General features: G+C 72.3%; 8 protein-coding genes. 3 read left to right on the forward strand and 5 right to left on the reverse strand.

Features of this window, described 5'->3' with window-relative positions:
* Positions 1-6: 6 nt before the first annotated feature.
* From xylB to GRQ65_RS07585, 3 genes are read left to right on the forward strand one after another with little or no spacing between them, the layout of a single operon-like run.
* Positions 7-1,392, forward strand: a complete 1,386-nt coding sequence (gene xylB / locus GRQ65_RS07575; RefSeq protein WP_160876838.1) for a xylulokinase — start codon at positions 7-9, stop codon at positions 1,390-1,392.
* A 1-nt stretch (position 1,393) separates the two neighbouring features.
* A complete protein-coding gene (gene xylA / locus GRQ65_RS07580) occupies positions 1,394-2,554 on the forward strand; it encodes a xylose isomerase (protein ID WP_160876840.1) in 1,161 nt (386 codons plus the stop codon).
* Positions 2,555-2,556: 2 nt separating this feature from the next.
* The gene (locus GRQ65_RS07585; RefSeq protein WP_160876842.1) at positions 2,557-3,738 is read left to right on the forward strand and encodes an ROK family protein; all 1,182 of its coding nucleotides are present in this window, start codon (positions 2,557-2,559) and stop codon (positions 3,736-3,738) included.
* 395 nt (positions 3,739-4,133) lie between these two features.
* On the opposite strand, the gene GRQ65_RS07590 is transcribed toward GRQ65_RS07585, so the two are convergent.
* The 5 genes from GRQ65_RS07590 to GRQ65_RS07610 all read right to left on the reverse strand — a co-directional run bounded on the left by GRQ65_RS07590 (position 4,134) and on the right by GRQ65_RS07610 (position 11,558).
* A complete protein-coding gene (locus GRQ65_RS07590; protein ID WP_160876844.1) occupies positions 4,134-5,357 on the reverse strand; it encodes an ROK family protein in 1,224 nt (407 codons plus the stop codon).
* A 4-nt stretch (positions 5,358-5,361) separates the two neighbouring features.
* Positions 5,362-6,657, reverse strand: a complete 1,296-nt coding sequence (locus GRQ65_RS07595) for a sugar ABC transporter permease (RefSeq protein WP_160876846.1) — start codon at positions 6,655-6,657, stop codon at positions 5,362-5,364.
* A 14-nt stretch (positions 6,658-6,671) separates the two neighbouring features.
* Positions 6,672-7,448 carry an ATP-binding cassette domain-containing protein gene (locus tag GRQ65_RS07600; protein WP_160876848.1) on the reverse strand — a complete coding sequence of 259 codons (777 nt, stop codon included), beginning with the start codon at positions 7,446-7,448 and terminating at the stop codon, positions 6,672-6,674.
* Positions 7,449-7,590: 142 nt separating this feature from the next.
* Positions 7,591-8,697, reverse strand: coding sequence for a substrate-binding domain-containing protein (locus GRQ65_RS07605; RefSeq protein ID WP_160876850.1), 1,107 nt, complete (start codon positions 8,695-8,697; stop codon positions 7,591-7,593).
* Positions 8,698-8,924: 227 nt separating this feature from the next.
* A complete protein-coding gene (locus tag GRQ65_RS07610) occupies positions 8,925-11,558 on the reverse strand; it encodes a bifunctional FO biosynthesis protein CofGH (protein ID WP_160876852.1) in 2,634 nt (877 codons plus the stop codon).
* Positions 11,559-11,571: the final 13 nt, after the last annotated feature.

The raw sequence follows: 11,571 nt of genomic DNA on the forward strand, positions 1-11,571 counted from the left end.
GACCCTGTGACGCTCGTCATGGGGATCGACTCCTCCACCCAGTCCGTGAAGGCCCTGCTCGTCGACGGCGACGACGGCACGGTCGTCGACCAGGCCTCCGCCAAGCACCCCGACGGCACCGAGGTCGACCCGCGCGCCTGGACGGCCGCCCTCGACACCGTGACCCCGGGCCTGCTCGAGCGGGCCGAGGCGGTCGCGGTCGGCGGGCAGCAGCACGGCATGGTCGCGCTCGACGCCGACGGTGAGCCGGTCCGCGACGCCCTGCTGTGGAACGACACCCGCTCCGCCGGTGCCGCCCGCGACCTGATCGAGGAGCACGGCGGCCCGCAGGCCTGCGCCGAGGCCGTCGGCAGCGTCCTCGTCGCGTCGTTCACCGTGACCAAGCTGCGCTGGCTGCGCGACCACGAGCCCGAGGCGGCTGCCCGGGTCGAGCGGGTCCTGCTGCCCCACGACTACGTCTCGGCCCACCTCGCCGCGCCCGGCACCGCGCCGTTCACCGACCGTGGTGACGCCTCCGGCACCGGCTACTACGCCGCCCACGAGGGCCGGTGGCGCCCCGACCTCGCCGCCGCCGCGCTGGGCCGCGAGGTCGCGCTGCCCGAGGTCGTCGACCCGGGCGCGGTCGCCGGCCGCACCGTGGCCGGCCAGGTGCTCGGCGCCGGCACCGGGGACAACATGGCCGCCGCCCTCGGCATGGACCTGCGCCCCGGCGACGTGCTCGTCTCGATCGGCACCTCCGGGGTCGCCTCGACCGTCAGCCGCTCCGCGGTCGTCGACGGCACCGGCGCGGTCACCGGCTTCGCCGACGCGACGGGCGGCTACCTCCCCATGGCCACGACGATGAACGCCGCGCGCATCCTCGACCTGCAGGCCGCGCTGCTCGGCGTCGACCACGACGAGCTGGCCGAGCTCGCGCTCTCCGCTCCGGCCGGCGCCAACGGGGTGACCTTGCTGCCCTACTACGGCGGCGAGCGCACCCCCAACCGGCCTGACGCCACCGGCACCTGGACCGGCCTGCGCCCCTCCACCACCCGCGCCGACCTCGCGCGCGCGGCGTACGAGGCGCTCCTGTGCTCGCTCGCCGACGCGGTCGACCTGATCGGCGGGGCGGTGCCGGAGCAGGTCGGGCGCATCCTGCTGGTCGGCGGCGCCGCCCGCAGCGCGGCCGTCCGCGCGCTCGCCCCCGCTGTCCTCGGCCGCCCGGTCGAGGTCCCGCCGAGCGCGGAGTACGTCGCGCTCGGCGCCGCCCGCCAGGCCGCCTGGGCGCTCTCCGGGGCCGAGACACCGCCCGCCTGGCCCGCTCCGCCCACCGACCTCCTCGAGGCCGACCCGACTCCCGACGTCCGCGCGCGCTACACCGAGCTCCGTGACCGCACCAGTGATTGGAACTGAGATGAACGTCCCCACCCCGACCCCCGCCGACAAGTTCTCCTTCGGTCTCTGGACCGTCGGCTGGCAGGGCGTCGACCCGTTCGGCGGGGCCACCCGCCCGCCGATGGACACCGTCCACGCCCTGGAGAAGCTCGCCGAGCTCGGCGCCTATGGCGTCAACTTCCACGACGACGACGTGATCCCGTTCGGCTCCGACGACGCGACCCGTCAGCAGATCATCGACCGGTTCAAGAAGGGGCTGGACGACACCGGCCTGGTCGTCACCACCTCGACGACCAACCTCTTCAGCCACCCCGTCTTCAAGGCCGGCGGCTTCACCAACAACAACCGCGAGATCCGCCGCTTCGCGCTGCGCAAGGTCATGCGCAACATCGACCTCGCCGCCGAGCTCGGCGCCAAGGTCTACGTCGCCTGGGGCGGTCGTGAGGGCGCGGAGTACGGCGCCTCGCAGGACACCGCCGTCGCGCTGGACCGCATGAAGGAGGCCTTCGACCTGCTCGGCGACTACGTCACCGAGAAGGGCTACGACATGCGCTTCGCCATCGAGCCCAAGCCCAACGAGCCCCGCGGCGACATCCTGCTCCCGACCATCGGCCACGCGCTCGCCTTCATCAACGAGCTCGAGCGCCCCGAGCTGGTCGGGGTCAACCCGGAGATCGGGCACGAGGAGATGGCCGGCATGAACGCCGCCGCGGGCTACGCCCAGGCGCTGTGGTCCGGCAAGCTCTACCACATCGACCTCAACGGCCAGAACGGTCCGAAGTACGACCAGGACCTGCGCTTCGGCGCCGGCAACGTGCGCGGCGCCTTCTGGATCGTCGACACCCTGCTGGCCGGCGGCTACGACGGCCCGGTCCACTTCGACTACAAGCCCTCGCGCATCGAGGACGAGAGCGGCGTGTGGGTGAGCGCCGAGGCGTGCATGCGCAACTACCTCATCCTGCGCGAGAAGGTCCAGGCGTTCCGCGCCGACCCGGAGGTGCAGGAGGCGCTCGAGGCGGCCCGTCTGCCCGAGCTCGCCCAGCCGACCCTCGACGAGGGCGAGGGCTGGAGCGGCCTGCTCGACTGGCAGCTGCCCGACCCCGAGGCGCTGGCCCAGCTCGGTGCCCACACCGAGAAGCTCGACCAGCTCGCGCTCGAGCACCTGTACGGCGTGCGCTGAGCATGACCGTGACCGGCGGCGCCAGCACCGAGTGGGTGCGACGCCGCAACACCGCCCTGGTGCTGCGAGAGCTGCGCCAGGGCGGTGCCGGTTCGCGGGCCGAGCTCGCGAGCCGCACCGGCCTGGCCAAGGCCACGGTCGGTGCGATCGTCGCCGACCTCACCGCCGGGGGAGTGGTCTCCGAGGACGACTCCGCCCCGGCCCCCGAGCGGCCGGCTCGCGGGCGACCGTCGCGCCCCGTCGTCCTGCTGGGCGGCAGCCTGGTCGGCCTCGGGCTCGAGCTCAACGTCGACTACGTCGCTGCGGTGCTGCTCGACGTGTCCGGCGACGTGCTGCGCCACGAGACCCGCCCGGTCGACGGCGGCGACCCGGTCGAGGTGCTGTCCGCCCTCGTGACCGAGGTCGTGCCGCCCGAGGCCGCTCCGCGTCTCGTGGGGGCGGTGCTGGCGGTGCCGGGCCTCGTCGGTGGCGACGACCGCACGGTCGCGTGGGCCCCCAACCTCGACGTGGACGGCGCCGGGCTCGCCGAGCGGATCGCCGCGCTGCTCGGTCCGGACTGCCCGGTCCGGATCGCCAACGACGCCGACTGCGCGGCGTACGCCGAGGCCCACCACGGGGCCGCCACCGACACCGACTCGCTGCTCTACCTCACCGGCACCGTCGGCATCGGTGCCGGCATCGTCAGCGCGGGGGAGCTGGTGCGCGGCGGGACCGGCTTCGCCGGCGAGGTGGGCCACGTGCCGATCGGGGAGCCGCAGGCCCCCTGCGGCTGCGGACGCCGGGGATGCTGGGAGGCCTCGATCGGCCTGCACGCGATGCTGCGCGCCGTCGGCCTGCCCGAGCTGGGCACCCCCGTCGCCACCGCCCAGGCGGTCGCCGAGCGGGCCGCCGTCGACGCGGACGTCCGGGCGGGTCTCGACCACCTCGGTCACGACGTCGGCCTCGGCCTGGCGGTGCTCGCCGCCGTCCTCGACCCGTCGGTCGTGGTGCTCGGTGGCTACTTCGTGCCCCTCGGCGAGCTCGTCCTCGACCGCGCCCGGGCCGTCCTCGACGAGCGCCTCGTCGACCCGCTCACCCGCCCCGAGCTCCGCGTCGGCGCCCTCGGCATCGAGGCCGCCGCCCTCGGCGCCGCCGAGCGTGCCTTCGCCCCGATCCTCGCCGGCGAGGTCGAGCTCCCCGTCTGACCGCCGACCCGGCGCGAAGTGCACTCAGACGTACGCCGACCCGGCGCGAAGTGCACTCAGACGTACGCCGACCCGGCGCGAAGTGCACTCAGACGTACGCCGACCCGGCGCGAAGTGCTGTCGGGTGTACGCCGAACCGGCGCGAAGTGCTGTCGGATGTACGCCGACCCGGCGCGAAGTGCACTCAGACGTACGCCGAACCGGCGCGAAGTGCTGTCGGATGTTCGCCGAGCCGGCGCGAAGTGCTGAGCAAGCCTCAGCACTCTGCGCCGGGTCGAGGTTCCTTGAGCGACACTTTGCGCCGGGTCGAGACTCCTCGAGCGACACTTCCCGCCGGGTCGGCGTACGGGCAGCAGCAATCTGCGCCGGGTCGGCGTTCGTGAGCCGGACGGGCCTCAGCCGGCGACGCGGGTGCGGACGTCCTGGATCGCGCTGCCGAGGGCGGAGACGGGGTCGGTGAAGAGCGGCTCGAAGGCCATCTCGGCGGCGCCCATCAGCACCGAGTCCGCGCCGAGGGCGGGGAGCTCGAGCGAGACCGTCTCGAACGGCGAGGAGAGGGTGCGGTCGGAGACCCCGGCCTCGATCTCGTCGCGGACCAGGCTGTGCAGCGCGCTGAAGTAGCCGCCGAGCACGATCATCTCGGGGTTGACCGCGTTGATGACGCTGGCCAGGCCGTGACCGATCATCGTGCCGATCGCGCGGAGCTCGCGTGTCGGGCGGGAGTAGCCCGCGAGCACCTCGTCGAGGCGTGGGACCTGGTCGGTGGGCAGCGAGATCGCCTGGGCGATCGCGTGGGCGCCGACCTCGGTCTCCCAGCAGCCCCGGTTGCCGCAGTGGCAGGGGCGGCCGCCGGGCTTGAACTGGAGGTGGCCGATCTCGCCGGCGTACCCGCCCGCACCGGCCAGGCTGATCCCGCCCGTGATGATGCCGGCACCGACGCCGACGTTGCCGGAGACGTAGATCAGGTCGCCGACCCCGACGGCGACCCCGCGCTCGTGCTCGGCCAGCGCGCCGAGGTCGGCGTCGTTGGCGAGCGAGACCGGCACCTCGACGCCGAGGGCGGCGAGCACGATGCTGCCGAAGGAGACGTCGGCCCACTCGAGGTTGGGAGCCAGGCGCACGAGCCCGTCAGAACGACGCACGAGGCCGGGGACGGCGATGCCGATGCCGACCATCGCGGCGTCGGACGGCGCCTGGTCGACGACCTCGCGCACGAGGCTGGCGACGGTCGAGCCGACCTGCCAGGCCTCGGTGCCCGAGGAGATCGCCGTGGCGCGCTGGTGGACGACGCCGCCGAGACCGACCCGGGCGACGACCATGCGGTCGACGCCCACCTCGACGGCCACGACGTAGGGGCCGCTCGGCGCGAGCCGGACGACGACCGAGGGCCGACCCGCCCCGCGTGGCGAGCCCACCGTGTCGGTGGACTCGACCACGCAGAGCGACTCGAGCTCGGTGACCAGACCCGCGATGGTGCTGCGGTTGAGCCCCATCCCGCGGGTCAGGTCGGCCCGCGTGCTCTGCCCGCGTCGGTGGACGTGGCGCAGCAGCGTGCCGAGGTTGTGGCGGCGGACCGCCTCCTGGTTGGTGCCCAGGCCGGTCCGCGGCTGCGGACTCACGGGGTCAGACCCCTGCGGCGGACCGGCGGCGCCGGGAGATCGCGTCGACGCTGGCGGCGAGCAGCAGGACCGCGCCGGTCACGACGAAGTTGATCCAGCTGGCGTTGTTGAGCAGCCCGAGGCCGTTGATGATCGTCGCGATCACGAAGCCACCGATCACGGCGTCGATCGCGCGGCCCTTGCCGCCGAAGAGGCTCGTGCCACCGATGACGGCCGCCCCCACGGCGTAGAGCAACGTGTTGCTGCCACCCGAGCCGGGGGAGACCTTGCCGGTGTTGGCGGCCAGCAGGAGCCCGCTGACGACCGCCATCATCGTGGAGAAGACGAACGCGGTGACGCGGATCTTCAGCACGTTGATGCCAGCGCGGCGTGCGGCCTCGGCATTGCCGCCGACCGCGTAGAGGTGGCGGCCGTAGCGCGTGCGGTTGAGCACGAAGGTCCACAGGATCAGCAGGCCCACGACCACCACGAACATGCGCGGCACGCCCTCGATCGGGAAGTTGGGGTTGCGGCTGCGGTCGGCGTTCATGAAGGCGACGAAGCCGAGCAGCACGACGGCCAGGGCGGCGATGCGGACGACGACGAGGCTGAACGGCGGGTGGGCCAGGCCCTCGCTGACCTGGGTGCGGTGCTTGCGGATCGACAGAGCGGCGAAGAGCGCAATGATGACGACCGCCGCGATCCAGCCGACGGTCGGGTCGACGGTCTTGATGGCCAGGCCGCGCAGGAAGTCGTCGGCGAAGCGGACCGAGCCGCCCTCGCCGATCAGCACCAGCAGGACGCCCTGGAGGCCCAGGAACGTGGCCAGGGTGACCACGAACGACGGGATGCCGAGGCGAGCCACCAGCAAGCCGACGACCACGCCGATGAAGGCCCCGACCGCGAGACCGGCCAGCGCAGCCAGGAGCCAGTACCAGCCCCGATCGACGATCAGCAGCGCCGTGACGGCCGCGCCGGTCGAGCCGGCGACGCCGGCGCCGAGGTCGATCTCACCCAGCAGCAGGATGAGGACCAGGCCCATGGCCAGGACACTGATCGGGCCGGCCTGGGTGACGAGGTTGGCGAGGTTCAGCTTGGTCGTGAAGGCCTCGCTGGCGAAGCTGAAGATGACGAACAGCACGACGAGGCCGGACAGTGCCGGAAGCGAGCCCAGGTCACCGCCCCGGACCCGGTTGAGGTACTCCTGGAAGGAGCCACCCAGGGTGGTGGCGTGGACGTCGTCCCGCGCGAAGGCGCGGTCGGCGGCGTTGGTCGGCTCGGGGGCCCCGCCCGGAGCGGTGCTGGAGGTGTCGACGCTCATGTTCTCGGTGCCTCTCAGACCGTGGCGGTGGTGGGGTTCTCGGCGATGCCCAGGTCGCCGGAGCGACCCATGGTGATGAGCTCGACGATCTGGCGGTTGGTGACGTCCTTGGTGGCGACGTCGGCGGCGACGCGGCCGAGGTAGAGCGGGACGATGCGGTCGGCGACCTCGAAGACGTCGCCCATGTTGTGCGAGATCAGCACGACGCCGAGGCCACGGTCGGCGAGGCGACGCACGAGGTCGAGCACCTGGCGGGTCTGGGCCACACCGAGGGCGGCGGTCGGCTCGTCGAGGAGCACGACCTTGGAGTTCCACAGCACGGCCTTGGCGATCGCGACCGTCTGGCGCTGGCCGCCCGAGAGGCTGGCGACGCTCTGGCGCACCGACTTCACCGTGCGCACCGAGAGCGAGCCGAGGGTGTCGCGGGCGCGGGCCTCCATGGTCGGCTCGTCGAGCGTGCCGCCCTTGATCTCCTCGCGGCCCAGGTACATGTTCTGGACGATGTCGAGGTTGTCGCACAGCGCGAGGTCCTGGTAGACGACCTCGACGCCGAGGGCCGCGACGTCGCGCGGGCCGTTGATGTCGACCGGCTTGCCTTCGAAGAGGTAGTCACCGTTGTCGCGGCCGTAGATGCCCGCGATGATCTTGACGAGGGTCGACTTGCCCGCGCCGTTGTCGCCGACCAGGGCGGTGACCTGGCCGGGGTACACGGCGAAGTCGACGTCGTGGAGGACGTGGACGACACCGAAGCTCTTGTTGACACCGCGCAGCTCGAGCAGCGGTTCGCTCATCTGTGGCTCCCAGGATCAGTGGAACTGGAGTTTGTTGTCTGGATCGACCAGTCCGCGACGCGACCCGTCCGGACCGGGGCCTGCGGAAGCGCCCGGGCCGACGGCCCGGGCGCTCCCGCGGAGGTGGTGCTGTGATGCTGCGTCAGCCGGTGATGCCGGCGTCGGTGCAGAGCTGCTCGAACTCGCCGGTGCAGACGTCGGCGTAGGACTGGCCGCCGTCGCTGATCACGTCGCCGACGTTGTCCTTGGTGATCGACACCGGGTCGAGGAGGATCGAGGGGACGTCGCGGCCGCCCTCGGAGTCCTCGGTGGTGCCGGTGGTGTCGGCCTCCTCGCCGTTGACCAGGGCGATGGCGGTGTCGGCCAGCGCGCCGGCCTCGAGCTTGGCGGACTTGTAGACCGTCATGCACTGGGTGCCGGCGAGGATGTTCTGCAGACCCTCGACGGTGGCGTCCTGACCGGTGACCGGGACGGAGCCGGCCTTGCCGTTCTTCTGCAGGACCGAGATGGCCGAGCCACCGAGACCGTCGTTGGCGGCGAGGACGCCGTCCACGGCGCCGTCGGCGGCGGTGTAGAGCTGCTCGAAGATGGTGACGGCCTGCTCGTTGTCCCAGTCGGGGACGGCCTGCTCGCCGACGACCTTGTAGTTCGACATCTCGTCGAGGACCGAGTGCGCGCCCTCGGAGAACAGGGTCGCGTTGTTGTCGGTGGGCGAACCGTTGAGGTAGACGATGTTGGCGTCCTTGTCGCCCAGGCAGGTCGCGAGACCCTCGCCCTGGAGCTCGCCGACCTTGGTGTTGTCGAACGAGACGTAGTAGTCGGCCGACCCACCGAGGGTGAGGCGGTCGTAGTCGATGGTCTTGACGCCCTGCGAGGCGGCCTTCTCCTCGATCGCGGCACCCGACTCGGAGTCGAGGTTGACGATCGCGAGGACCGTGACGCCGTCGGCGATCATGCCGTCGGCGATGGTCGTCATCTTCTCGGCGTCGCCCTCGGCGTTCTGGATGCTGTACTGGACGCCGGCCTCCTTGAAGGCGGCCTCGAGAGCCGGGCGGTCCGCGGACTCCCAGCGCACCGAGGACTCGGTGTCGGGGAGGATGACGCCGATCTTGCCGTCGGCGCTGCCGCCCTCGGAGCTGCCGCTGCTGGAGCTCGAGCCGGTGTTGTCGCTCGAGTCGTCACCGCAAGCCGTCAGCGCCAGGGCCATGCCCAGCGCACCGACGACGAGCAAGCTGTGCTTTCGCCTCACGTGCAACCGTCCTTGTGTGAGATGCGCCTTCCGCCCCCTCGGCGGCCGTACGCTTTTGTTGCGCGCCACAACATATGAAGTGAGGGCGGTCACGTAAAGAGGTCTCGGACAGATTTCGAGATCGTTACCGTTCCGTGGCCTGCGCATGACCCGGCGTGACCACGCTCACGCCAGGCGGGCTGACCCGAACGGGCCATGCGAACGACCCGCCGTCAGCCCCGTGAACCTCAGCGACGGGCGTACGTCGTCAGTCGCTCGACGACCGGCCGACCGATGCCGGCGCCGATCTCGACGAGCTCCGCGACGGTCTTGGCGGAGCCGTGCTCGGAGCCGGCCATGCGGGAGATGGTCTCCTCCATGAGGGTGCCGCCGAGGTCGTCGGCCCCGGCCTGCAGCATGGCGCGGGTGCCGTCGACGCCCAGCTTGACCCAGCTCGTCTGGATGTGGTCGATGCGGCCGTGGAGCAGGATCCGCGCCATGGCGTGGACGGCGAGGTTGTCGCGCAGGGTGGGTCCGGGGCGGGCCACCCCGGCGAGGTAGATCGGGGCGCTGGTGTGCACGAACGGCAGGGGAACGAACTCGGTGAACCCGCCGTAGCCGCCCTCGCGGGCCCGGTCCTGGATGCCGGAGAGCACGCGCAGGTGGCTGACCCAGTGGCGCGGGTTGTCGACGTGGCCGTACATCATCGTGCTCGTCGTGGGGACGCCGACGCGGTGGGCGGTGGAGACGATCTCGACCCAGGTGCTGGTCGGGAGCTTGCCCTTGGTGAGGATCCAGCGGACCTCGTCGTCGAGGATCTCCGCGGCCGTGCCGGGCAGCGAGCCGAGGCCCGCCTCGCGCGCCTTGATGAGGAAGTCCTCGATGCTGAGCCCGGTGCGGGCGGTGCCGTTGACGACCTCCATGGGGGAGAAGGCGTGCACGTGCATCTCGGGGACGCGCTGCGTGACCGCGGTGACCAGGTCGAAGTACGCCGAGGAGGGCAGCTCGGGGTCGATGCCGCCCTGCATGCAGACCTCGGTGGCGCCGAGTCCCCATGCCTCCTCGGCGCGGTCGGCGACCTCGTCGAGGGAGAGGGAGTAGGCGTCGGCGTCGGTGCGGCGCTGGGCGAAGGCGCAGAACCGGCAGCCGACATAGCAGACGTTGGTGAAGTTGATGTTGCGGTTGACGACGTAGGTGACCTCCTCGCCCACCACCTCGCGGCGCAGGTCGTCGGCGAGGCGGCAGACCTGCTCGAGCAGCGGGCCCTCGGCGGTCATCAGCGTCAGGGCGTGCTCATCCGACAGCCCGCCGGGGTCGCGCTCGGCCGCGGCCAGTGCCTCGCGGCCCTCGCTGTGCAGGACGGTCGGGGCGTGGTTTCGAGACGGTTGCTGCGCAACCTCCTCAACCACCGAACCAGCGTGTTCGCTGGTTGAGGAAGGCGCGCCAGCGCCTGTCTCGAAACCACCAGCGGTGTCCCTGGCCGCGTCGCGCACGGCGTCCCAGTCGCCGTAGACCTCGCTGAAGTCCGAGCGCCGGTCCTCCGACCTGCCCTCGCTGTCGACCGCCTCGAACAGGTCGGTGCGACCCACGCTGGCGAAGCCGCCGTCGGGCTCCTGCCACGGCCGGCCCTCGGGGCGTACGCCGGGCCGCGCGAGCCCGTCGGGAGTCGCGAGCGCGGCGACGTGACCCGAGACCCGGGGGTCGAGCCACGGCTCGCCCTGACGGACGTACTCCGGGTGCACGGTGAGCCGGGGAGTGAGCTCGAAGCCGGCGTCGGCGGTGATCTCGCGCAGCCGGTCGAGGGAGGGCCAGGGGCGCTCGGGGTTGACGTGGTCGGGGGTGAGCGGCGAGACACCGCCCCAGTCGTCGATGCCGGCGTCGAGCAGGGCGCGGCACTCGGCTGAGCCCTCGGAGGAGTCGACGAGGTTGGGCGGTGCCTGCACCCGTGCCTTCGGCCCGAGCACGAGCCGGGTGACCGCGATGGCCGCGGTGTACTCGTCGAGGGCAAGGTCGTCGGTGTGGCGCATCGCGGTGTCGGGCTTGGCCCGGAAGTTCTGCACGATCACCTCCTGCACCCCGCCGTACGCGCGCGAGACCCGCCGCAGCGCGAGGATCGTCTCGGCCCGCTCGGTCAGCGTCTCGCCGATGCCGACCAGCAGCCCGGTGGTGAACGGGATGGAGAGCCGCCCGGCGTCCTCCAGCACCCGCAGCCGCACCGCGGGGTCCTTGTCGGGCGAGCCGAAGTGCGCCTGGCCCTTCTCCTCGAACAGCCGCCGCGAGGTGGTCTCGAGCATCATGCCCATGGAGGGGGAGACCGGCTTGAGCCGGTTGAGCTCCTCCCAGGACATGACGCCGGGGTTGAGGTGGGGCAGCAGCCCGGTCTCCTCCAGCACCCGGACCGCCATGGCCCGCACGTAGGCCAGCGTGGAGTCGTAGCCCTGCTCGTCGAGCCACTCCTGCGCCTCGGGCCAGCGGTCCTCGGGCCGGTCGCCCAGGGTGAACAGCGCCTCGAGACAGCCGAGCTCGGCGCCCTGGCGGGCGATGTCGAGGATCTCGTCGGGCGAGAGGTACGGCGCCCGGCCCTCGCGCCGCGCCTGACCCGGGGTCTCGACGAACGTGCAGTAGTGGCACCGGTCGCGGCACAGCTTCGTGACGGGAATGAACACCTTGGGGGAGTACGTCACGACGCCCGGCCGGCCCGCCGCGACAAGCCCGGCGTCGCGCACCCGCGCCGCCGCAGCGCACAGCCGCTCGAGGTCGGGACCGGCCGCGGCCAGCAGCGCACTCGCCTCGGCCAGGTCGAGGGCGGCACCTCGCTCGGCCCGGGCCAGCGCCCGTCGGATCTGCTGGGGCGTCGGGGCCTCGGAGGTGTGCGCGGACATCCCCGTCAGGCTA

It is taken from the genome of Nocardioides flavescens, assembly GCF_009823805.1.
GTDB lineage: Bacteria > Actinomycetota > Actinomycetes > Propionibacteriales > Nocardioidaceae > Nocardioides > Nocardioides flavescens.

What these genes read in the sequence shown, in the direction of transcription:
- xylA (WP_160876840.1), top strand. Translation starts at nt 1,394, where the DNA reads ATGAACGTCCCCACCCCGACCCCCGCCGACAAGTTCTCCTTCGGTCTC.
- GRQ65_RS07585 (WP_160876842.1), top strand. Translation starts at nt 2,557, where the DNA reads ATGACCGTGACCGGCGGCGCCAGCACCGAGTGGGTGCGACGCCGCAAC.
- GRQ65_RS07595 (WP_160876846.1), bottom strand. Translation starts at nt 6,657, where the DNA reads ATGAGCGTCGACACCTCCAGCACCGCTCCGGGCGGGGCCCCCGAGCCG.
- GRQ65_RS07600 (WP_160876848.1), bottom strand. Translation starts at nt 7,448, where the DNA reads ATGAGCGAACCGCTGCTCGAGCTGCGCGGTGTCAACAAGAGCTTCGGT.
- GRQ65_RS07610 (WP_160876852.1), bottom strand. Translation starts at nt 11,558, where the DNA reads ATGTCCGCGCACACCTCCGAGGCCCCGACGCCCCAGCAGATCCGACGG.